This window comes from Tenuifilum sp., from assembly GCF_037481895.1.
In the GTDB taxonomy this organism is placed as follows: domain Bacteria; phylum Bacteroidota; class Bacteroidia; order Bacteroidales; family Tenuifilaceae; genus Tenuifilum; species Tenuifilum osseticum.
The window spans coordinates 74,934-98,327 of sequence record NZ_JBBFKU010000007.1 but is presented as its reverse complement, the minus strand read 5'-3'; the positions used below and the strand labels follow the sequence as shown (position 1 = coordinate 98,327).

At 40.2% G+C, this 23,394-nt stretch carries 22 protein-coding genes; 12 read left to right on the top strand and 10 right to left on the bottom strand.

The features are described 5' to 3' along the window. Positions 1-192 precede the first annotated feature (192 nt). Together WHS63_RS03565 and pepE are read left to right on the top strand one after the other, a co-directional pair. Positions 193-573: a hypothetical protein gene (locus WHS63_RS03565; RefSeq protein ID WP_445203924.1), complete on the top strand. Its 381-nt coding sequence runs from the start codon at positions 193-195 to the stop codon at positions 571-573. Between the two features lie 50 nt (positions 574-623). Next, a complete protein-coding gene (gene pepE / locus WHS63_RS03560) occupies positions 624-1,331 on the top strand; it encodes a dipeptidase PepE (RefSeq protein ID WP_445203923.1) in 708 nt (235 codons plus the stop codon). 41 nt (positions 1,332-1,372) lie between these two features. On the opposite strand, the gene WHS63_RS03555 is transcribed toward pepE, so the two are convergent. After that, positions 1,373-1,885 (bottom strand): UpxY family transcription antiterminator, encoded by a 513-nt coding sequence (locus WHS63_RS03555; RefSeq protein ID WP_445203922.1) that lies wholly within the window; start codon positions 1,883-1,885, stop codon positions 1,373-1,375. 318 nt (positions 1,886-2,203) lie between these two features. On the opposite strand from WHS63_RS03555, the gene WHS63_RS03550 reads away from it, so the two are divergent. The 8 genes from WHS63_RS03550 to WHS63_RS03515 all read left to right on the top strand — a co-directional run bounded on the left by WHS63_RS03550 (position 2,204) and on the right by WHS63_RS03515 (position 9,926). Beyond that, entirely contained in the window at positions 2,204-2,731 is a 528-nt protein-coding gene (locus WHS63_RS03550; protein WP_445203921.1) for a hypothetical protein, read from the top strand. Between the two features lie 34 nt (positions 2,732-2,765). After that, positions 2,766-3,515, top strand: a complete 750-nt coding sequence (locus WHS63_RS03545) for a metallophosphoesterase (protein WP_445203920.1) — start codon at positions 2,766-2,768, stop codon at positions 3,513-3,515. A gap of 168 nt (positions 3,516-3,683) precedes the next feature. Next, positions 3,684-5,024 carry a TolC family protein gene (locus WHS63_RS03540; protein ID WP_445203919.1) on the top strand — a complete coding sequence of 447 codons (1,341 nt, stop codon included), beginning with the start codon at positions 3,684-3,686 and terminating at the stop codon, positions 5,022-5,024. Positions 5,025-5,114: 90 nt separating this feature from the next. Continuing rightward, positions 5,115-6,422, top strand: coding sequence for an efflux RND transporter periplasmic adaptor subunit (locus WHS63_RS03535; RefSeq protein ID WP_445203918.1), 1,308 nt, complete (start codon positions 5,115-5,117; stop codon positions 6,420-6,422). A gap of 14 nt (positions 6,423-6,436) precedes the next feature. Further along, positions 6,437-7,141: a tRNA (adenosine(37)-N6)-threonylcarbamoyltransferase complex dimerization subunit type 1 TsaB gene (gene tsaB / locus WHS63_RS03530; protein WP_445203917.1), complete on the top strand. Its 705-nt coding sequence runs from the start codon at positions 6,437-6,439 to the stop codon at positions 7,139-7,141. Next, a complete protein-coding gene (locus WHS63_RS03525) occupies positions 7,047-7,916 on the top strand; it encodes a DUF3108 domain-containing protein (protein WP_445203916.1) in 870 nt (289 codons plus the stop codon). Before tsaB ends, WHS63_RS03525 begins: the two co-directional genes overlap by 95 nt. Before the next feature lie 122 nt (positions 7,917-8,038). Then, on the top strand, positions 8,039-8,605 hold the full coding sequence (efp, locus tag WHS63_RS03520; protein WP_445198195.1) for an elongation factor P: 567 nt from the start codon (positions 8,039-8,041) through the stop codon (positions 8,603-8,605). Positions 8,606-8,702: 97 nt separating this feature from the next. After that, complete coding sequence (locus WHS63_RS03515; protein WP_445203915.1) at positions 8,703-9,926, top strand: PP2C family protein-serine/threonine phosphatase; 1,224 nt, start codon at positions 8,703-8,705, stop codon at positions 9,924-9,926. Here WHS63_RS03515 and WHS63_RS03510 read toward each other — a convergent pair. The 5 genes from WHS63_RS03510 to WHS63_RS03490 all read right to left on the bottom strand — a co-directional run bounded on the left by WHS63_RS03510 (position 9,860) and on the right by WHS63_RS03490 (position 14,735). Then, entirely contained in the window at positions 9,860-11,356 is a 1,497-nt protein-coding gene (locus WHS63_RS03510; RefSeq protein ID WP_445203914.1) for an O-antigen ligase family protein, read from the bottom strand. The genes WHS63_RS03515 and WHS63_RS03510 overlap by 67 nt on opposite strands. A 37-nt stretch (positions 11,357-11,393) precedes the next feature. Continuing rightward, a complete protein-coding gene (locus WHS63_RS03505) occupies positions 11,394-12,398 on the bottom strand; it encodes a Wzz/FepE/Etk N-terminal domain-containing protein (protein ID WP_445203913.1) in 1,005 nt (334 codons plus the stop codon). A 117-nt stretch (positions 12,399-12,515) separates the two neighbouring features. After that, on the bottom strand, positions 12,516-13,811 hold the full coding sequence (gene tyrS / locus WHS63_RS03500) for a tyrosine--tRNA ligase (RefSeq protein WP_445203912.1): 1,296 nt from the start codon (positions 13,809-13,811) through the stop codon (positions 12,516-12,518). Between the two features lie 104 nt (positions 13,812-13,915). Beyond that, positions 13,916-14,425, bottom strand: a complete 510-nt coding sequence (locus WHS63_RS03495) for a CvpA family protein (RefSeq protein WP_445198190.1) — start codon at positions 14,423-14,425, stop codon at positions 13,916-13,918. A 10-nt stretch (positions 14,426-14,435) separates the two neighbouring features. Further along, a complete protein-coding gene (locus WHS63_RS03490) occupies positions 14,436-14,735 on the bottom strand; it encodes an ArsR/SmtB family transcription factor (protein WP_369490860.1) in 300 nt (99 codons plus the stop codon). 158 nt (positions 14,736-14,893) lie between these two features. Between WHS63_RS03490 and WHS63_RS03485 the strand changes: the two genes are divergently transcribed. Beyond that, positions 14,894-15,856, top strand: coding sequence for a polyprenyl synthetase family protein (locus WHS63_RS03485; protein WP_445202462.1), 963 nt, complete (start codon positions 14,894-14,896; stop codon positions 15,854-15,856). A 2-nt stretch (positions 15,857-15,858) separates the two neighbouring features. Here the strand turns inward: WHS63_RS03485 and WHS63_RS03480 are convergent, their stop codons facing one another. From WHS63_RS03480 to WHS63_RS03465, 4 genes are all read right to left on the bottom strand, one after another. Then, on the bottom strand, positions 15,859-17,172 hold the full coding sequence (locus WHS63_RS03480; protein WP_445203911.1) for a deoxyguanosinetriphosphate triphosphohydrolase: 1,314 nt from the start codon (positions 17,170-17,172) through the stop codon (positions 15,859-15,861). Positions 17,173-17,207: 35 nt separating this feature from the next. Continuing rightward, positions 17,208-19,988 carry a PAS domain-containing protein gene (locus tag WHS63_RS03475; protein WP_445203910.1) on the bottom strand — a complete coding sequence of 927 codons (2,781 nt, stop codon included), beginning with the start codon at positions 19,986-19,988 and terminating at the stop codon, positions 17,208-17,210. Positions 19,989-20,033: 45 nt separating this feature from the next. After that, a complete protein-coding gene (locus tag WHS63_RS03470; RefSeq protein ID WP_445203909.1) occupies positions 20,034-20,873 on the bottom strand; it encodes a universal stress protein in 840 nt (279 codons plus the stop codon). 95 nt (positions 20,874-20,968) lie between these two features. Beyond that, positions 20,969-22,384, bottom strand: a complete 1,416-nt coding sequence (locus WHS63_RS03465) for an adenylate/guanylate cyclase domain-containing protein (protein WP_445203908.1) — start codon at positions 22,382-22,384, stop codon at positions 20,969-20,971. A 214-nt stretch (positions 22,385-22,598) separates the two neighbouring features. On the opposite strand from WHS63_RS03465, the gene WHS63_RS03460 reads away from it, so the two are divergent. After that, complete coding sequence (locus tag WHS63_RS03460) at positions 22,599-23,393, top strand: universal stress protein (RefSeq protein WP_445203907.1); 795 nt, start codon at positions 22,599-22,601, stop codon at positions 23,391-23,393. Position 23,394: the final 1 nt, after the last annotated feature.

Below are 23,394 nucleotides of genomic sequence, written 5' to 3'. Positions count from 1 at the left end.
TTAGAAAAATATCAACTGATTATCAGGCAGTATGGTGAACAAACAGGTGAAATTACGTTTTAGTCGGACAATAGTGATAAAAATTACACCTTCTGTTATTATGTAATTGCTGCCGAGCCTAATACCTGTTGCGATTTCATTAACTTCAATATATACAACATTGTTATTGAGTACATAAAAAATAATGGAGAATTGAACGAAGGTGTAATTGAACCATTAAATCTCTATCTAAAAGATGATCCAATTGTAAAGTCGTTAGGTAAAAATTCCATCAAACTTTATCCTTTTATTCTCTTTAAAAAGCAGATATTGACACTTTGCCCCGATAATATGGCATTTCGACAATTTGGTTCTTTTATCGTAAGCAGCACTTTAAATTGGTCGAACCTTCGATCCGAAGACATTGTGTACTTATTTGGAACATCGGATGATAAATCGGCCATGAATGAATTGCGCAAAGTGGTAAAAAGCATTGACCTGATGGAGTTTGCAGAGCAAAAGGATATAGCCCTCAATTTTATACAGTCCCTTGAGGTTAAGGAGGATGCTTTTATTGCTGCATTTAAGGTTTGATGGTATTAGTTTTTTTGTATTTTTACCACAAACAAAATGAATTCAAAATCATGGTTCGACTATTACTCATAAGCAACTCAACAAATGCAGGAGAGGCTTACCTGGAGCACCCCAAGAAGGAGATAGAAAAATTTTTAGGTAGCATTAAAAGGGTTCTTTTTATTCCCTGGGCCGCCGTTACGTTCAGCTACGATGAGTATGAGCAAAAGGTTCAGGAACGATTCAGTGAATTTGGGGTTGAGGTTGACTCAATACATCACCATCGGAATGCAAAGCTAGCGGTTCAGGAGGCCGAAGCAATAGTTGTAGGCGGAGGTAATACCTTTAAACTGCTAAAAACTATTCAGCAGACCGATATTATTGAAGCAGTAAGGAATAAAGTATTAAGTGGAACGCCCTACATTGGTTGGAGTGCAGGAGCAAATGTTGCCTGTCCTACCATTTGCACCACTAACGATATGCCAATTACGGAACCCGACAGTTTCAGCGCTTTCAGTTTGGTTCGGTTTCAAATAAACCCCCACTTCCTGGATGCTAACCCCGAGGGACATGCTGGCGAAACCCGTGAGCAAAGAATTATGGAGTTCGTTGAAATGGACCCACATGTATACGTTGTAGGACTCCGCGAGGGAACCATGATAAAGCTGGAAGATGTGCAGTTTAGCCTGATTGGCCCTAAACCTGCTCGAATTTTCAAGAAAGGACAACCACCCCGTGAGGTTTACCCTGGCGATGATTTAGATTTTCTTTTTGAGTAAAATTACTTTGATAGTGAAACAGGGTGCAAACCCTGTTTTTTTTATCTTTTCACTACCACATACTCAGTAGGCAGAGTAACCAGGAGCGAGTGGCTGATATGATCGATTCGGATAACCACCTTCTTTTTACCTGAATGTTCAACCATTTCGCCCTCAATTCCCTGAAGCGAGCCAAATCGGACCTCAACCCTTGTGCCTGGCTCAATTTGACCCTCAACCGCTTCAAGCTCAATATCCTGAACAAGCAGCTGCTTAATCTGATCAATTTGCCTGTCGGGGATAGGGACTGCTTTGCCTTCGAAAGTTATATACCGGACTACCCCTTGGGTATTTAATACATCATAGTAACGTTTCAAGTCAATACGGACAAATATGTATGAGCGGAAAAGGGGCTCATCTACCAATTTTTTTCTATCGCTCCACTGTTTTAGTTTTTTCTGTAAAGGGAGGAAAGTTTCAATCCCCTTTTCTACCAAACGGGCGTAAACCTTTTTCTCGTTTCGCGGCTTGGTGTAAACGGCATACCAACGCTCTAAATCCTTACTTTCCTTCATCTGGTTCTTCCTTTATTGTGCAAAGGTAATTGTTTTATGGCTTTTATTGAGATATAAAGTAAGTACTATCTGGTGTAATAAAAATAAAGCATTGGTTGATGGTTTAAGTGAAAGAAGTTATTTTTGTTTTCAAATCAAACCTAAACCAAATTTTATGAAACACCCATGTAAGGCTGCTTGCACAAACACAGATGAACAACCGAGCGTTTTTTGCGAGCTCGACGAAGTCAAACTATGGGTGTTCAATCCGCTCGATAAAGTTTGTTAAAAGTAAAAGAGTAACGAGTTAGCATTTAATAATATAAATATTTTGTACGGATGAAACGTTTCTTTTCATTTTACGCTGTGGTTGCTTTTCTGATTTATGTTTTAACCATTTTGGTGGTAAAGCTTATTATTAATGGATACCAGGAGTTTAGCGTATCCTTTTCTGGAATATTAATTGAGTCGGCTATAGCTGGGTTTGTTTTTGTCTTTCTCTTTTTTGGAGCACTATGGTTAAACCTATCTAAGACTCTAGGTTATATAGAATCCGACTCATTTGAAGAACCTGCGTACGGTCATAGATTAAGTGAGCAAATAGAAACCCCGATCAAAGAGTTTAGTGAGTTAAAGGAGCGATTTACAAGCAGCTATTCATTCGTTAACGTATCGGATGATAGGGCCGCCATAAAGTTTCATAACGGTATAACCTGGAAAAATTGGGGTGCAGGAGGAGTAGCATTTTTTAATGCCGAAAAAGGAAACATACGCATAGTATTGATTCCCTTCATGGGATACTCCATGCATGCCACCAAGCAATTGGAAAAAGAAATGAAACGGGTTAAGGAGGTGCTTATGGGTTGATTTTTATGCTTAAATTAGCATAAAATTAGTTTAGGTGATAATTCTTGTAATTTCCGATTTGCATATCGACACAGGTAAAAAGCTTGGCACCTTTGGGTGGAAGGCTAAAGCCTTTATGTCCACACTTGATAGGGTAATTGAGCATTATGGTGTTGAGAAGGTAATATTAAACGGCGATATATTTGACCTCTACAAGTATTCCTACACGGAGATTGCGGAGGTAAATGCTAAGATTATTGATTATTTCAAACGAAAAGGTTTTATACAACTCCGTGGCAACCACGACATTTGGGTCCCTCATACACATGATCATTTCCATATTAAGAATTCTGCAGGAAAAACCATACACATTGAGCACGGACACAAAGCCGATTTTTTGAATGGCACACGCTTTGGCCGATTTATTAGCGTTACCATGTACTCGTTTCTTAAGTGGCTAGTCCGTTTCCGTTGGGTTGAACGCAAATTTTATAGCGCGGTTGATTACTTTGATGATGTTAACAGAATACCCCGAAAGTACAATACTATCAAATACCTCATGTATGCCCTTAAGCTACTTAAAAAGTACGATATGGTTATACTTGGGCATACCCATAAGCTTGAATCGCATAAGGTTTACTACCTGAATAGTAAAAAAATATATTTAAACTGTGGTACGTGCTCACTTGGAAGATTTCAAGCGGTTGTAGTAGATACTGAAAGTTTTGATTTTGAAACAATAAAAATTCCTCGTAAAACGGAATTTGATGAGTCGCAATTGCCGATTTTTAAAAGGAAAAGGTAACCAAACGCTATATGAAGCTAGTAGCCAACCTTTTTTAACACTTCTTTTTTACTATGGTAGTTTATAAAGTCCTACTTTCGGGAAAGGAATTTTTTAAGTATTGATTTTTGTTTAAACTAATTCCGCAAATAAACGTCATAAGTATGGTTCTTAAATAACGTTTTAAGTATGAAAAAAACTATTCTCCCCATTTTCATTTTGTTAACCCTAACCTCGGTAGTTTTTTCTCAAGAACCGTGGACACTTGAGCGTTGCATAGAGTATGCACTGGCTAATAATATCCAGGTTAAGCAGCAGGAGCTAAACGTAAAGGTAAATGAAGTAAACCTTTTACAATCCAAAATGGATGCATTGCCAACAATTAATATCAATGGTAATCATTCCTATAGTTTTGGCTTGGTAACAAACTACCTCACCAATACTAAGGAAGCCTTGAATACTCAGGCAACCAGTTTTTCAGTTAGTACGGGTTTGCCCATCTATAATGGTTTTCAGCTAACAAACACCCGGAAGCAGAACCATTTCGACCTAAAGGCATCAGTTGCCGATGTTGAAAAGGTTAAGAATAACATTGCACTAACGATAGCTTCGCTTTACCTTCAAATCCTTTATCAGCAAGAGCTGGTTGAGATTGCTAAAAGACAGGTTGAACTTTCCACAATGCAGCTGGAAAGGACTAAAGTTTTGGTTTCAGCTGGTAGTTTGCCGGAAGGAAACCTTTACGAGGTAGAAGCGCTTGTGGCCTCGGATGAGCTACAGCTTGTAAATGCTCAAAACCAGCTTAACCTGTCCTACCTAAATCTAACCCAGCTGCTTGAGCTAAAAACAACCGAAGGATTTCAGATTGCAAAACCAGTAATACCTCAAATAGATAGCGTAAAGCTGGTATCAGAATCGCCCAGTCAGATATTTGGAGTTGCTGAGGGAATAATGCCTCAAATACAGAGCGCGAGGTATAAGTTACAAAGCTCAGAGCTTGGCCTAAAGATAGCCAAAGGTGGTTTACAACCCCGATTATCGTTAGGGGCAAATTACAATTCTGGCGCACAGTACCGGATTCAGGATAATTACGCATTTGACGGCGACCCATTTATAACTCAGATTAAAAATAATGCGAGCAAATCGGTAGGCTTAAGCTTAAGCATACCCATATTCAATGGTTTAAGCGCTCGTAACAGGGTAACTACCGCCAAAATTGGTCTTATGAATGCACAGCTTGCGCTGGAAAGCGAGCGAAATGCATTATACAAGGACATTCAACAGGCCTATGCCGATGCTATTGCAGCCGAAAAAAAATTGCACGCATCGCAAAAAAGCAAAGCCGCATCGGAGGAATCGTTCAGGTACACCCAGAACCGGTTTAACCTTGGACTAGTAACAGCTCTTGACTTTACATCGGCCAAAAACAAGCTAGCTCAAGCCGAAACCGATTTGCTACAGGCAAAGTATGAGCTGATTTTCAAAACCAAGATACTGGAATTTTACAAGGGATTGCCACTTAAGCTATAGCTAATAGTTTTGGTAAAGCACTGAAAGCAAGTTACTTGCTAAACAAAGAGAATGTTAAACTGAAGTTAATAAACCATAAATACTTAAATAATGAAAAAGGGACTCATTAAATACTTGCTTGGAGCAGTTGTCATCTTGATAGTATTTGCAGTTGTTGCCAAGAAAAAGGGTTGGATAGGTAAGCCTTTAACCACACCCGTTTATGTTGAGAAACCTGAGTACAGAACTATTACTGAAGCTATTACAGCCAATGGTAAGATTCAACCTGAGGTTGAAGTAAAAATCAGCTCAGAGGTTTCCGGCGAAATTATTGAATTACCAGTAAAAGAAGGGAACTGGGTTGAAAAGGGAACCCTGCTTTGCCGCATCAAACCCGATACATATATTTCATTAAAAGAAAGAGCAATTGCTGCTGTTAACTCTGCAAACGCAAGGTTAATTCAGGCTAAGGCCCAACTTGCCCAGTCGGAGTTATCGTTCAATAGAAGCAAACAGCTTTATGAACAAAAGGCAATATCGGAGTCGGAGTATGAAACTGCACGAACCAACTACGAGGTTGCACAAGCTGAGCTAAAAGCTGCCAATTATAGCGTTGAAAGCGCTCAGGCATCGTTGCGCGAAGCCGAGGAAAATCTTCGCAAAACAACCATCTACGCACCAATATCGGGAACAGTCTCAAAGCTGAACGTTGAGCTTGGCGAACGTGTGGTGGGTACTATACAAATGGCCGGTACGGAAATCATGCGGATTGCTAACCTAAACCGAATGGAGGCAAGGGTTAACGTTAACGAGAACGATATAGTAAAGGTAAAGATTGCCGATACTGCATTAATTGAGGTAGATGCCTACCTGGGTCGTAAATTCAAAGGAATAGTAACCCAGATAGCCAATACAGCTAATGTTCAGGGAATTACAACCGATCAGGTTACAAACTTCGAGGTGCGAATATTTATTCTTGAAAAATCATATAAGGATCTTCTCACCAATTCCCAAACCAGTCCTTTCCGTCCCGGAATGTCCACTACTGTTGAAATTCTTACAAACACCAAGGAAAATGTACTAACCATTCCGATACTTGCAGTAACAACCCGAATTGATACTGTAAAGAAAACTGGAGAATGGGAAAAGGTTGAAAATAACACACAACCCGTTGTTGAATCCAAAACAACCAAGGTTGAGAAGCCGAAGGAGATTGTTTTTATCACCAAAGGCGATACCGCTCGAATAGTTGAAGTAAAGACAGGCATTCAGGATAACCAATATATTGAGATTATTGAAGGGCTAAAGGGCGATGAGGAGGTAATTACCGCACCCTATAGCGCAATATCGCGTAAGCTTAAGGACAAGTCGTTAATCAGAAAAGTTAAAAACAAAGACGAACTTTTTAAAACCGAGTAGTCAGTTTTTTTAGAATGGCAAAAATACTGTGTGTTGAAACTGGAACATCTGTTTGTTCAGTTGCAATAGGCGATGAAAATGGAATACTTGGGGTCAGAGAGCTTTCTGACCCCAAGGCTCATTCAACCATGTTGCCAAGCCTTATCAACGATGTGTTAACCGATGCTGGCTTAACGCCAAGCCAAATTAGTGCGGTTGCTGTAAGCAAAGGCCCCGGATCGTATACCGGTTTAAGGATTGGTGTTTCAATGGCAAAGGGAATTTGCTATACATCGGGAATACCGCTTATTGGGGTTTGTAGCTTACAGGCAATGGCGGTAGGTTTATCTCTATCCCAACCCAATTTACCTGCTGATGCAATACTTTGCCCAATGATTGATGCTCGACGCATGGAAGTTTACAGCGCGCTCTATAATCCCCAAGGTGAGCCCGTTTCCGATGTAAGGGCAGTAGTTGTTGAAGAAAACACTTTTGCAGAATTCTTACAAAACCAAAAAATTATTTTCTTTGGAAATGGCTCAACCAAGTGCAAGGATGTAATTAAAAGTAAAAATGCTATTTTTATCGATGGTTTTGAGCCTTCGGCACGCTTTATGCTGCCTATAGCATTAAATGTATACAAAAATGAAGAATTTGAGAATACAGCATATTTTGAACCCTTCTACCTTAAGGATTTTGTGGCAACAACCCCTAAGAATAAGATTATTCCCAATTCTTAATGGTTTTGTATTAGTGTTCATTTCCATTTTGAATATGAATGCTCACGCCCAGAATGGAAAGAGTGCATTTATAGGTGGAGAAAAGTTAAAGTATCAGATTTACTATGGATTTATAAATGGAGGCGAGGCAACCTTGCAGGTAAATGAGCAAGTATTCAATGGTAAGCCAGCCTACCATCTATATTTAAACGGGCGGACAGTTGGAATAGCAAACACGCTCTACAACGTAAACGATACCTACGAAAGCTACACCGACCCAGCCACACATTGGCCATACTTTTCCATCCGAAACATTCATGAGGGTCGTTACAGGCATTACAGCACCCAAACCTGGGATCACTGGAGTCGCCCCGATTCGTCTATTGTTATAAGTTCAAAAACCGGCAAGGTGGTTGTGGTTAAGGGGTGCCAGGATATTCTTTCATCGGTATACTACCTTAGAAACAAGATGTTGACCATTCCACCCCTAAAGCAAGATCAAACCGTTACGGTTGATACCTATTTCACCGATGAGAAATACCCTCTTACCGTCCGTTTTAAAGGATATGAGACTATAAAAACCAAATTTGGCCTGGTAAAGTGCATGAAGTTCATGCCTGTTGTTATAACCGGTAGGGTTTTTAAAACCAAGGACGATATGACCATATGGTTTTCCAACGACTCAAACTTTATCCCAATCAGAATAAAGTTTGATATTTTTGTTGGTTCAGTTTACTGCGATTTAATAGAATACAAGAACCTGGCAAACGAATTTACTGCGCTAGAGAAGAAGTAACCCCCAATTTCATCAATTTTACACATCAACTATCTACCTAAAGTTTATGTTAACAGGTAGTTATTAATTTTTTTATTATTTCAATTTTACTATATTTGCAACCCATTGTAAAATAGAATTATATGGCAACTACAGCGGATTTTAAGAACGGACTGTTCATTTTATTCAACGGAAAAATTTACACCATCGTTCAATTTCAACATGTAAAACCCGGCAAAGGAGGAGCATTTGTTCGCACAAAGCTTAAGAGTCTTGAGAACGGAAAAGTAATTGAGAACACCTTTAATGCAGGGGTAAAAATTGATGTTGTAAGAGTTGAGCGCAGGCCTTATCAATTCCTATATAAGGACGAGTTGGGTTATCATTTCATGCATCAGGAAACCTTTGAGCAAATATCACTTGATGAGTACAAGATTGAGAACCCTGATTTACTCAAAGAGGGACAGTATGTTGAAATGATGGTTGAGGCCGATAATGAGAATATTCTTACCTGCGAACTGCCACCATTTGTAGAAATGGAGGTAACCTATACTGAGCCTGGGCTAAAAGGCGATACCGCCTCGTCAACAGCACTTAAACCTGCTACTGTTGAAACTGGTGCCGTAATTAATGTTCCCCTTTTTATAAACATTGGCGATAAAATTAAAATTGATACCCGTACAAGGGAATACTCGGAAAGGGTAAAGTAATTTCAAAATAATTTAGGCGGATATTGTTTTATTAGTAATTTTGTAGTAACTTATTCCTCTTTTGGAATAAGTTATTTTTTTAGGTTAAAACTATTTTATGTCGATAACTGCCTCGCAAAATAGGTTAAAACTAAGTACGTTTAAGCTAAACGCGCTCCTAGGTATGGCTCAGGCCATAAGCGCTGAGCTGAAAACCGAGGAGCTTATCGACAGGTTTAAGCGTATCCTAAACGATGATTTAGGAATCGACAGGATATTGCTTTACAAGATAGAGGAGGGCAAGTGGCAACTGCTACTTAATAGCAATTGCCCCGAAAGGGTTGTTGAGAATATAAATGTAGAGCGCGATTTACTCCCCTTTAACGAGATCACCTTTGTAGGAGTATCGGAAAATCCCATACTACTTGAGCTTGATGTAATAATACCGGTAATTCAGAATAATCAACCGGTGGGGTATGTGCTGATAGGCGATACCAATGAATACGAGAAAGGGGTAAGTGCAACCATCCGCCATTTGAACTTTGTTCAAACCCTATCAATCATCATTTTTGTTGCCATTGAGAACCTGCGTTTATTCCATAAAAGCTTGGAGCAGGAGGCAATGCGTAAGGAGCTGGAACTTGCATCGCGTATGCAGTCGATGCTTATTCCTTCGCCTGCCGATATGCCCAAATTCCATGGTGTTAGCATTGGATCTTACTATAGCCCACACTTTGAGGTAGGTGGCGATTACTATGATGTTATAGCCCTTAGCCCAAACGATCTGGGTTTCTGTATAGCTGATGTTTCGGGTAAAGGTATTTCGGCTGCATTGCTAATGTCAAACTTCCAGGCAAACCTCAGGGCGTTATTCAGCAAGGATATTAGCCTTTCAGCGTTGGTTGAGAAACTCAATGAGAGGGTAATGGCTACGGCTAAAGGCGAAAAGTTTATTACCATGTTTATTGGCCGCTATAACAACCAAACCCGAAAGCTGGAATATGTTAATGCTGGTCACAATCCTCCCTTCATGTTTGTCCGAAATTCTGGTAAAATAATTCAGCTTTCATCGGGATGTGTTGGGTTGGGAATGATTGATGATATACCAATAATCAATCAGGGCGTTCTAAATATAGATGAGTCAAGCACTTTGCTCTGTTACACCGATGGACTAGTTGAAACCATTGATGGCGATAAGGTGGTTTACAACACAAGGATTTTAGAAAAGAACTTTTCGCGAAACCATAATGTGCAGCAAATAATAAACACCATTGCTCAGGAGAGGGAATCGGATGCGGATGTTTTTGATGATATTTCGATTCTAGGATTCGATTTTGAGTAAAAATGCTCCATGGCCAGGATTAAAGCAGCATAACCCCAGAAAAGAACTGCAACCTTGTCCATATCCAGAAAATTATTCATAAAACCATGCACAACATAGGTTATTAACCCATGTAGCACGCCTATTAGGATTACCCTGTCAGCGCTTTTGGGTTTTAACTTTAGGGCTAATTTAAAACCTCTGTAAAACAGTATGCCAATAATGAGGATGAATGCCAAAGCTGCTGGAAGACCCGCCTCCGATAACAGTCCCAGGTATTCGCTATGTGCATTTCCTTTTAGCCCAAGGTTTGAGCTTTCCCGGGTTTTAAGATACGAAGCCTGGTAGGGGGCATACTGAAACATGTATGTACCGGGGCCCCAACCTAGCAGCGGTTTTTCCTTAAACATTCTAATAGCCGAAGTCCAACGGTTAAGGCGTTCAACATTCGATTCATCGGTTCTAATATTGGCGATAGAGCTAATATGCTTTCGAATATCACCGCTCGATGCGGTTTTGTGCTGGTTTAGCCAAATTAGGATGTTGTCCTGGAAATGGAATATCGACCCAAAAAAAATTATTGCCAGTAGAGCTAAATATCGGAATCGAATTTTAAGCAACCATGCAACCCACACTACACCTGCCACCATTATGCTAAGCCAGGCCGCTCTTGTGTACGATAGCACAAAGGCTAAAGTAAGTACAATTGTTAATGCAAGGAAAAGTATTCTCCGCGTTGCTGTGTTGGATGATATGAGTAGAGCAATGCTAACTGGAATTAGCAAAGCTAAAACTGCTGCATATGATGTATGGTCAGTGAAGAATGGATTACATGAACCGTGGGCTACAAACTTATTGAACAAACCATATTCCCATTGCTTTGATAGAGTTAACAGAATTACTACAAACAAACCTATGGAGTAGAAAGCAATAAATCGTTTGAATGTAATATTCCCCTTAACAAGTAGTATGAAGGGTAAATATAGAAGTACGATGAAGTAAAGTGTTTTGAGAATTAAATACTTTAGGGAAACCAAGGGCATTGAACTGGTAATGGAAGTTAAAACTATCCATCCTAAAAAAAAGTAAATAGCTAGCAGTACAGGATGCCAAGTAAACCAACGGTTTTGATGATTATTTGATAGAAGCATAATTAAGGCAATTGGAGCTAATGCCACAAGCATTAACTCCGATGGTAACCATAAATCAATGGATATTTCCTGGAAAAATTCCGATAGAGGAATGGAGAGCGGGCTTATAAATAAGTAAACCAAGTAGAATTTTAAGGGGAAAGATAGGTAAGCCAGTAAAAAAATAAATATGATGGGTAGAATTACAAAAAAATCGCGCTCAGTTCCTATCAGAATAGCATTTATTAAAATGAAGATTAAGCTGGAAACAATTATCCACTTATCTTTAATATGGCTTAATATCGATTTAATGATATCCATTAGCGGGGTAAGCTGATCCTGCAAAAGGTATCAACAATTATATTTTTAAGCGCTTAAGATACTCCTGAAGGAAAAGCAAAAAAATTGCAAAAATTATTGCCGCTAAGGTTGAGGTTACAACAATTATACTGCGCTTTGGATAGGCTTTCTTGTCGGGTATATCGGCTTTGTCGATAATGAACTGGGTGGGTATCTCCTGATTTGCCTCAATTCTAGCAACAACAATGCTTTTTCGTAACTCGTTTAATTGTGTTGAAAGATCGGATATTTCAAAAGTATAACGTGTATGTTTTGCTCCAAAACCACCAAGCTTTGCAACCTCCTTATTTAAAATTGAAAGTGTAGATTTGTTGCCCTTTGAAAGTGCGTTTAGGTATTCCTTGTAGAATTGGCCTGCCTGGCGCTTGGGATCGATAACGCCATTTGTCATGACTGCAGCAAGTGAATCCTGTAAGCTGTTTAAATCCTGCTCAACCATTAAATATTGTTTCTCCAATGCTTTTAATGCGTTAACGGCCACCTGAGCTTTTATTGAACGCATAAGGCTATCGGAATACTCAACCACAGTATTAGCAATTTTGGCTGCCCATTCAGGGTCACGATCCAAAACCTCAATATTGATGCTTTGATATCGAGTAGGTTTTATTTTGATTTGTTCATCAAATTTTTGGTAACTCCTAAACCTAAATCCCTTTGATGTGGAGTCGATTTCCCAGTGTTGCTGGAGGTTTAACCTTGAAATTACCTTATCCTTTAAGGTACGTGAACTTAAAACCTGAAGGAACTGTTCCATCTCCTCGGTTTCGCCGAAGGTTGTTAAACCTTCCTGTTTATTTTCGGTAATCAGTTCCTTGGACACCTGATTTGCCACCGGAGGGAATATGGTTGCAGTGGCTTTATATTGATTTTTTACTAAAAGCGATGCAAAAGTGGAAATTATAACCGCAATAATTCCTACAGTAATTATCGTTTTTCGGCCATTCCATATGGTTTGAGCAATGGAAAGCATTGATTTGTCCATGCTAATATCGTTATTGTCCATAGCTGATGAATTAGAATACTTGATATCCAAATTTCATAATTTGCCTAATGAAAACCAAAGGCTTGCCGTAAAACAATGCTGCAAGCCTTCAAAAATTTTCCGAAATATATAACGGAATTAATCAACAGCAAGTATAATGCTGTAATTCTTTTTTCCTTTTTGAACAAGTATGTATTTGCCGTTGAGTAGTGTTTCGGCACCAATTGTGATGTCGGGATTGTCAACCTTTTGCTTGTTGATACTTAACCCTCCACCCTGAACCAGGCGACGAAGTTCCCCTTTTGATGGGAATACTTTTGTGATTTCGGCAGCAAGAACTGAAAAGGGAATACCCTTGGCAAGCTCCGATTTTTTAACCTCAAAGGTGGGAACACCCTCAAAAACGGAAAGGAAAGTATCCTCATCCATCCGGTTAAGCATATCGGTGGTGGCATTGCCAAATAGCATTTCCGATGCTTCCACTGCTTTGTTGTAGTCGTCCTCGGAATGTACCATAACAGTTACCTCGCGGGCAAGTGTTTTTTGCAACTTACGTAGGTGTGGCTCCTTTTTATGCTCAGCAATAAGGCTATCGATGGTGGTTTTGTCGAGCAGGGTAAAAATCTTGATATACCTTTCGGCATCCTCATCGGAGGTGTTAAGCCAAAACTGGTAGAACTTGTATGGTGAAGTGAGGCGTGCATCGAGCCACACATTACCACTCTCGGTTTTCCCAAATTTAGTGCCATCGGCTTTGGTGATGAGCGGAATGGTTAAAGCAAAGGCTTCGCCGCTAAGCTTACGGCGAATGAGTTCTGTTCCGGTAGTGATATTCCCCCATTGATCCGAACCACCCATTTGCAGCTTACAGTTCATGTTTTGGTATAGCCAAAGGAAATCGTACCCCTGAACAAGCTGGTATGAGAACTCAGTAAACGACATACCTTCCTTGGACTCCTCGCCAAGTCGTTTTTTAACAGAGTCCTTGGACATCATGTAATTTACAGTGATGTGCTTCCCCACATCGCGGATAAAGCTAAGAAAGTCGTAACCCTTCATCCAGTCATAGTTGTTAACCAGGACAGCCGAGTTGGGTTTACCGCTCTCAAAATCCAAGAACTTTGAAAGTTGACGTTTAATACCCTCCAGGTTGCGCTGTAGGGTTTCCTCATCGAGCAGGTTACGTTCCTGCGATTTTCCACTAGGGTCGCCAATCATACCGGTTGCACCACCAACCAGTGCAATTGGTTTGTGCCCTGCTAGCTGAAACCGCTTTAGAAGCAATATTTGTGCAAAGCTACCAACATGGAGCGACTCCGCTGTGGGGTCAAAGCCAATATATCCGGCAGTCATTTCCTTAGTAAGCTGCTCTTCGGTTCCGGGCATCATGTCGTGTACCATGCCCCGCCATTTTAACTCCTCTACAAAATTCACGGCAAACCATTTTAAGTGATTAAACAAAAAAGGCCAAATGATTTGGCCTTCAAATATAGTTCATTTAAAGTAAATAGCCGAAATGAATCTGACTAAATGGTGCATTATTTCGCTTTTAAGCGCTCAGAAATCGATTCAAAGTGAAGGTAAGGGAAAATGCTAGGGGCAAGCTTTGAAAGGGGCTTAAATAGCATTGATTTATTTTTGGTTTGTTCAGAGTAAAAGTTGAACCGCTGATTGGCTTTTTCAACAAAAACAATAATTACGCTTATTATTAATGCATATTTCAGTACACCGAAAACCAAGCCAAGAATCTTATTAACTATACCCAGTGGGGTTAGGTTAAAAAATTTATCGATTAGTTTTCCGGTAAAGTGAACAGCAATAACAACAACCACAAAGGTAATGGCAAATGAGACTAAAGGAATGTACTGACCTGTTAAACCAGCCTTTTCCATTAAAAGCATAGCAGTAAAATCGGAGAACCGGATTGCTACCCAAATGCCAAGTAAAAGCGCTGCCAGCGATGTGAGTTGCATAATTAGGCCACTAATAAAACCCCTAACTGCACCAACCAATAGTAGTATTACAATTATGATATCAAAAGTGGTCATAATTTAATTATTAAACAGTACACCTTCCTACACAGTCAAGTATCTTACCCAGATTCTCATTCCGAAGGAAGTATACAGTGTTTTTGCCCTCACGCTTGCATGAAAGTACACCCCTATCCTTTAAAATACCCAAATGGTGCGATGCAGTAGATTGCTCTATACCAAGAGTTTCATATATTTGGGTAACGGTCAACTGCCCCGATTTTTCCAACAAGCTAATAATTCCAATTCGGAGTGGATGGGCAATAGCTTTCAACATGCTTGCAGCCTGCTCAAGCTGCTCAATCTTCAATTCTTCAACCTGTACCATTATTGTTCTGAATTTCAATCATATTAAACACATGCAAATATATTAATATTTTGTTTTACCACCAATTGGTATTTATCAATTTTTTAAACATTGTTAGGGTAAACAGTGTTTAGTATGGGCGAAATTTGGTTAATTTGCCCTTTAATAGATAAAGATTTATGCTAAACCAGATAAAGGAGCCAATAAGTAATCATTTGAATGATTTTGAGCCATTTTTCAGAAAAAACATGGGCTCCGATATAAAATTGCTCGATCTGATAACTAACTATATTGTGAGGCGGAAAGGCAAGCAGTTACGGCCAATGCTTGTATTTCTGAGCGCTGGGGCTTGTGGCCAAATAAACCAGTCAACCTACGTGGCTGCAGGGATGATTGAATTGCTTCACACTGCAACACTGGTTCACGATGATGTGGTAGATGAAGCTTATGAACGGCGGGGATTTTTTTCAATAAATGCCCTATGGCGTTCAAAGGTAGCAGTACTTGTGGGGGATTTTATCCTGTCGCGGGGTTTGCTGGTTGCTATTGAAAATGGTCAGGTTGAGATGCTCAGGGTGATTAGTAGTGCTGTAAAGGAAATGAGCGAGGGCGAACTTTTGCAGATTGAACGATCCAGAAAGATGAATATTGATGAGGAAACCTACTACGATATCATTGGAAAGAAAACGGCATCGCTGATAGCCTCGTGCTGCGCCAATGGCGCAATATCAGCCAATGCGACCAAAGATATGGTTGACAGAATTTACCAATTTGGGAAATATCTGGGCATGGCTTTCCAAATCCGCGACGATCTTTTTGACTACCAGCCATCAGGGTTAATAGGCAAGCCTACCGGTAACGATATTAAGGAACACAAGCTTACACTTCCTTTAATTTATGCACTTTCCCAATCCGATACCCATGAAAGGAGACGAATTATCAGACTAATAAATGGTGGGAAGAAAGCAAACATTGCCGAGATTGTTGATTTTGCAAAGGACAAGGGCGGAATTGATTATGCCTCCAAAAAAATGTTTGAGTTTAGGGATAATGCTAAACAAACACTTGAAATATTTCCCGATTCGGAGTATAAGAAATCACTATTGCTCCTAGCAGATTATATGGTAAGCCGCGAGAAGTAAGATTAAAGCGAGGGTAGTTTAATCCCTTTAAAAAGCTGATAGGTTTCAAGGGCATAAATATCGGTCATGCCTGAAATATAATCAACAACAGCCATCACCTTGGAGTAATTATCGGAGCTTTCAGCAAGGTACTGTTCGGGTATCAGCCTGAGGGCTTTTTTTGAAATCGGCTTAGTAGGCTCAAGAACTGCACTTGTGAAAATATCGAGTAGTTCCCCAATAATGGTAAAGCCAGCAATTTCAATTTCAACCACCTTGGAATGGTTGTAAACCTGGTTAACAGAAACCTTCCGAATTTCGTCCATTGCCTTTGCAGATGCTCCTTCCATCTGGTCAATAAGCGGCTTTACGGGCTGGCCAGACATAATTTGGTCATAGCTTTTTGAAAAGTTGGAAGAACATTGCTCAATAAGTTTACTGATGGTAACAGCTCTTAGGTAAGCAATGCGTTCGTTTATATCGTTAACCGATGTAAGGGTTTCATGAATATCTTTCTTCTTACTTGTGGTTTCATCGTCAAAAAAGGAGAGGTAAAGGTTGGTTACAGTACTGGTTGAAAGAATTCCTAGCTTGTGCGCATCCTCAATATCCATCACCTGGTAACAAATATCATCAGCGGCTTCAACCAGGTAAACCAGGGGATGACGGCAATATCTTCCATTGCTAATCTGAATAAGACCCGTTTGACTGGCTATCTCGTTAAAAACATCGGCTTCAGATTTAAAATAACCAAACTTTTTTTCTTTCAATGTTGAAGGGTAAGGATACTTAACAATTGAGGCAAGGGTTGCATAGTTAAGACGGAAACCGCCGGTTCGTCGGCCCCTAAACTGGTGGGTAAGCAAGCGGAGAGCATTTGCGTTTCCTTCGAACCGGAGCAGGTCGCTTGCCTCCCAACTATCAAGTTCAGGAATGTGATGGTTGGAGAAAAAATGCCTAAAGGCATCCTCGCCGCTATGGCCAAAGGGAGGGTTTCCCAAATCGTGAGCAAGGCAAGCCGCCGAAACAATAGTAGGAATATCGGCAATTAGCTGTGCTGGGCACTCAAACCTTTCGGTTGATAAAAGGTTTAGTATGCTCCGCCCCAGCGATCGGCCAACACTGGAGACCTCAAGGCTATGGGTTAACCTGTTATGCACAAAAACGCTACCCGGGAGAGGAAAAACCTGGGTTTTATTCTGTAAACGCCGGAACGGGGAGGAAAAGATCAGCCTATCGTAGTCGCGCTGAAAGTTGGTTCGGGTATAGTCAATAGTCGATTTTGATGGCGATTCGCCCGTTCTTATTGGGCTTAAAAGTTTTTTCCAGCTTAACATAGATTACAGGATAAAAAAACCGGGTAAACCCGGTCTTATATTTGATTCTCGGATAGCAAATGGCTAACGTTGAAAGCGATTTTCATGATCTTGACCACATTCCCTTCAGCATCCCTTATTGGGGTGTAGGTTTCGTAGAACAGGTAGGTTTTATCGTTAATGCTGAACTTTGAAGTTTCCTTTCTAACAATGCCATTATTAAGATCGTCCCAGAACTGTTTGTAGTTTCTACGCTGTTCATCAGTAAATTCCATTTGGTAGGAGTGGTGCTTTCCAATAACATCATCGGCGTTAAGGTTAAGCAGCTGAAGGTAAGCCTCGTTAATGAAGATAACGTTCCCTTCAGGGCTATACTCAATAACGTAGGCGGAATCGTTTATGGCTTTATAGAGGTTTTCAAGTTCAATCACTTTTTTCTCAAGGTCGCGCTGAAAGGCTTCTTCCTTTTCGGATTTCTTTGAAATTTCCTCTTCCATCATTTTTGAAGCGGTAATGTCGCGGGTTATGCCAAAAGTACCAATGGTTTCGCCATGGGAATTTTTTAGAGGGAGTTTTGAGGTCTCAGCCCAGGTTACCCTACCGTCGTTCATTACCTCCTTTTCAACAATACCGATAATGGGCGTATCGGTTCTAATAATTCGTTGCTCATCTTCATAAGCAGGGCGGGCGTGTTCCTCAGTAAAGAAGTCGAAGTCGGATTTACCGATAAGCTCTTCTTGCTTTGACATTCCAAAGAATTCGAGGGTTGATTTGCTTACCTTAATGAATCGACTTTTTAGATCCTTAAAGTAGATTTTATCGGGAAGGTAGTTAAGCAGGGAGTCCAACAGCGATTTTTCCCATTCCAGCTGTTTTTGGTTTTCCTCCATTTCGGCAGTACGCTTCTCTAGCTCCTCCTTAATGGTCTCCAGCTCCTCAAGATTTTGCCTAACCTCTTCCTCCTGAGCCTTCATCTCCTCGGCCTGTTGCTGTGTTTTAGCCAGGAGTTCCGCTGTACGAATATTAGTTCGTACGGACTGGAGAGTTTGCCCAATACTCTGAGCAACCTTTTCAACAAACTCTATCTGGTAGTCCTCAAACTCATTGAACGATGCCAGCTCAAGTACGCCAAATATTTTATCCTCAACCTTTAGGGGTACAATAAGCAGGTTGCGTGGTTTTGCCTCTCCAAGCCCTGAGGATATTGCTATGTAGTTTTCAGGAATATCTTTTAAATAAATTGTTTGCTTCTCAAGAGCACAGGTGCCAACTAGCCCCTCCCCAAGAAGGATGTGTTTTTTTATAAATTTTTGTCGGTTATAGGCGTAAGCGGCAGTTAGCTCAAAGTAGGGCTCATCGGTGTTCTCATCGTTGTAAATGAAAAGTCCGCCCTGATTGGCGTTAAGAATACCAACCAAATTTTTTACAATGCTAGCGCTTAAGGCCTCAATGTCATTATTATTTTGTCGGAGAATATCGCCAAACCTGGCTAAACCCTCATTAACCCAACGTCGTTTTTCCTCGTCACGCTGCCTGATTAGCGCCTCTTCCCTTGCCTTGCGGAGATTCTCATTCATTTCAATCAGCGACTTACCCAAAACATCCTCATCGCTGAGGAGTTCAAGTGAGGTGTCGTAATTACCCATGCCAACCTGTTTAGCAAACTCGGTTTTTTTGTAAAGGCCCTCAACGGTTTTGTTCAGGTGGGTAATCATGGTGCCTATTTCGTCTTTGTTGTCAACATCAACAATCATGCTGTTGTCAACATGACCTTTAGAGAGGCGCTCTAAATTTTGGGTAACTTTAGATATTGGATTGATAAGGAATTTAAGGGTCATAAGGTAAATAAAGCCAGAAAGCAACAAAATGCCTATTAAACCAAAAGTAAGGGTTGTCCAAAAAACATGGCGAGCCTCTGCTAAAATGGTTTCGCGCGGTGTAATCAGTACAAAAGACCAGTGTTGTGGGCACTTACCAACTGAAATGGGGCGGAAAGTAAAGAATGACAACTTTCCGTTGATATCTGTTGCTTCAAATTCAATGGGTTCGCCATTTATAACCTTGTCCTGAACGCCATGTGGAGTAAATATGGACTCGTAGGAAAACAGGGCATCGTCGCCAATCAAATCCTTATCGGGATGGGCAATAAACTTTAGCTGAGGAGAAATGATAAAAGCGTAGCTATCCTTGAAGGGTACGATGCTCTTAACAACCTGATGGTAGTTTGAAAGGGGAATGTCGAGCCCGGCCACCCCGGCAAAATTACCATCGATAATGCAGGGAGCAATAACGCTGGTCATCAGAATATTTTCGGTTTGTCCCTCGTAGTTGTCAAAGTAGGGTTCCTCCAAACTTTCCGCTTTGTTTGTTTTTAGAGTAATATACTCCGCTGACGATTCATTTTTTTCAGTTCTTATGGTATTTGCCAGTATCTTACCGCCTTCGCGCCACGCGTAATTTTTAATGCGGCCGTGTTCGTAGGTATATCCGGGTTCAACAAATTTAAGTTCCCAGCTATCCCATACGGAAAGTACATCGGGGTATTGCTCAAGTATGTTGGTGTAGAGATTGTTGTATTCCTGGATATTTGATGTTTTCCCCTCTTTTATGGTTACTGCCATTGACGAGGCAATGGTGCGTGCAACAGACATATCCCTTTCCAGTGTTGCCTCAAATTTTTTTACCTCCTTATCGGCTAAAAGGGAAATGCGCGATTTGGCTGTTTCAATGGATAGACGGTTAAACCTAGCGCTATTTAGGAAAAGAAGGAAAAAAAGAATAAGAAACGATGTTCCGGTGAATAGAAAAATAATTTTTTCTTTTAACGACAACTTCATGATTGAAGTTAAAAGCATCGTTCTTGGTAGTTTCATAAAAACCTATTAATAAAAACTTTGATACTTTCTAATACGAGGATTAACACACATTACAGGGATATCAAGTTTAGCCTCCTGCTTGCTATCGAGGAAATCGTCATACTTGTCGGACATGATAAGAACAAGGTCTGCTTCAATTGTGCGGGCAAAGCGGAAAACTTCCTCCTCAAAAGTTCCCTTTTTCTTGGCGGTTTTAATACCGTAAACAATATTAACCCCATCGAGCATTTTTTTGGTGAAGTAGATATTGTTGGCCAGCTGTTTCTTTTTGCCATCGTCGGTTAGGAAAGGCTTAATGAGGTTAACGTTACACTTGTAGTACTTGGCAAGGTAAATAATCCAGTGAACTGCTTCCTTAAACTTCCGGTCGTAATCTACGGGAATTACAATTTCAATATAGTGTGAGTGGATTGGGGCTTTGCTGACTACAATGAAGGGGAGGGTTGTATCCTTGAAAAATAGATTTTTAAGGTATCGTGATATGCGATGCTCTTTACTGCCAAATTTATAGGCATAGTAGGCTACAATAAGGTTAACATGGGCTGTAAGAATTAACTCTCTGATAATACGTTTGGGGTATCCTTCCAGGACAAGGGTTTGTGGTTTAAAACCATACTTATGTTCAAGCTCCGAAGCAGCCTTTTCAATTTTGGCATTATAGGTTTCTATCTTCTTGAAATTTACCTTACGGTATATGGAGTCAATAATCCAGGCACGTGGGATGATGTTTAGCAACATGATCTCATTACCTCCGGCTTTTGCGAGCTGAAGGGCATGTTGAAAGGCAATTTCGGAACCTTCGGTAAAATCCCAGGGAACCAGAATGATTTTTTTAATATTATCCATAACCGGAACTTTTGGTCAGTATTTCAACTTTAACTATGCAAAATAGCAAATATTTAACAAAATAGTAAAAGTAATACAAAAAAATGTAAAAATCACTACAAAGATGTATCATTTTCTAATTCGTTCATCCATCGCTTAAGATTTTTGAGCTGAACATCCTTGTTTACATTCCTTAATCTACGGGCTGTTTTAGTAAAATACTGGTGTTTCTGGATGAAATCAATCTGTATCAAATTCCAATCGTGTAAGGAACCCACCATGCCATGCTCATGGAGTTCCTTGTAAAGGGCATTCGATACGGGTATAAAATCGGTTCGGCCAAGGTAATCCAAGTCGGCATCGCAAATTATTTCCTCCAGGATGTTTTTGGGTTTTGGGGGTAACTTGGTAGCCATAATGATTTCAGCAACCCGAGCAATTTGTTCGGGAGTATAGCCATAGCGGGGCAATATTTCATGCGCCATTTTCACGCTCATTTCCTCGTGCGTTGCATAGTCAATTAAGTGGCCCATATCGTGAAACAAGGCAGCTGTTCTAACTAAAAGCAAATCTTCATTAGTTATATTTTCGGCCCGGCCAATAAGTTCAACTTGTGTATAAACGTCGACAGTGTGTTTTAAATTGTGGTAGTAAAGATTTTTTGGGAGTCCTTTTTCCAACTTCTCAAGAACAAATTCTTCCAGATCGGCTAATCTTACAAGCTGAAGTTCAACCCTAAAATCATTGTTTGGGATATACCTGCTGGACTCGGAAAATTTTGGAAGGAATCCTTCCACAAAGTACATGTTAACATCGCCCTTGTTCTTGATTGGAATTTTTCCCCGGAATTTGCATTCGAATAGATCGCGAACAACCAGATAGGTGTTTTCTGAAATATTGATTTTTCCGGGCTCACTTGCCGATTCCATTCGGCTAGCAATATTTACTGTGGTTCCCCAGATGTCATAGGTCAACTTATTACGACCAACAATCCCGGCAATAACAGGCCCGGTATCGATGCCAATTCTTAGCTCCCAGATTTCTTTACCGTTATTGAGTTGCTGGTTTAACTTTTGCATGCAACCCATCATTTCCACTGCTGCTGCAACCACCTCAAAAGGATTGGTTCTGTTTGGATGGGGAATGCCGCCTGCACACATATAGGCATCGCCTATGGTTTTAATTTTTTCAATACCGTACTTTTCAACTATACTATCGAATTCAAAGAAAAGCCTGTCGAGCTGGTCAATGAGTGAATCGGCATTAATTTCATCGGTTATTCTGGTAAAGCCCTGAATATCGGCAAAGAGAACTGTAACCATCTGAAATTTTTGTGCATCAACCTTTCCCTGGTCAATTAGTTCTTTAGCCTTTTCGCGGGGCAAAACCCGTGAAAGCAGGTTTTCGGTTTTCTGTCTTTCCCTGAGTAATTCCTCAGTTCTAACAAAGAGCTTCTGCTGTAGGGCAAAACTCTTTTTGGTGTAGTAGTAACGCACATAGAGCAACATTGCAGCAAGAGTTGCAACTGCCAATAAAGAAAACGCTATTAGGGTTGAAAGGAAAGCCATTTGGTAAAACGCAAAAAATTTCACATACTAAGATAGAGCGATTGCGAATCTTTATCAAATATTTTAACAATTTGTTTAAACAAATTTCTTTTGAACTCAATAAAAATAATAATTTGATTAAATTTGAAGGTGATTTATGAACGTAATGTTTTAGGGGAAAAGCCAAATAACGACAATTATGACTGCTAAAAAATCAATTTTGGTTCCAACTGATTTTACGGAAGTTGCATGGTTTGCCCTGCAGCATGCCATAAGGGTTTCTGAAGTTGTTAAGGAGCCAATTCACATCTTACACTGTGTTTCGGAGCCAGAAAAACTTGCTGAAGCCGAAAGTAAAATGGCTTCACTTATCGAATCGGTAAAGAGCAAGTACGCTGTTACTCCAAAATCGATAGTCAAAGTAGGTAACTACATGACCGACATAGCTTCAACAGCCGATGAAATAAATGCAAGTATGGTAATTATGGGCTCATCAACCGTAAAGGAGATGGATGAGAATAAGGTTTCGTGGGTGCTGAAGCTAATTACCAGCTGCAAGGTTCCCTTTATAACCATACAGGAACCACCGGTTAACAAGCGTTACGATGATATAGTATTCCCTGTGGATTTTACCATTGAAAACAGAGAGAAACATGAGTGGATATCGTATTTCTGTGATTACTACCTATCCCGTTTCCATATTATTAAGCCCAATACATCGGATCCCAAACTGATGGCACAGATTGATATAAACCTGGCTTCGGCCAAGAAATTTTTAGATGAAAGGGGCGCCAAGTACGTGGAGTATACCGTTCCCGGCATTAAGAAGTATGAGGAGGAAGTGCTGGACATGGCCGTTAATATTAGAGCTGACCTAATAATAATTATGACCACTCCAACCAGTAAGGATGGTAAATATATTGTTGAACCCGAGGAGCAATATATTCTGGCCAATGCAAGGCATATACCAGTAATGAGTATTAATCCCCGATAAT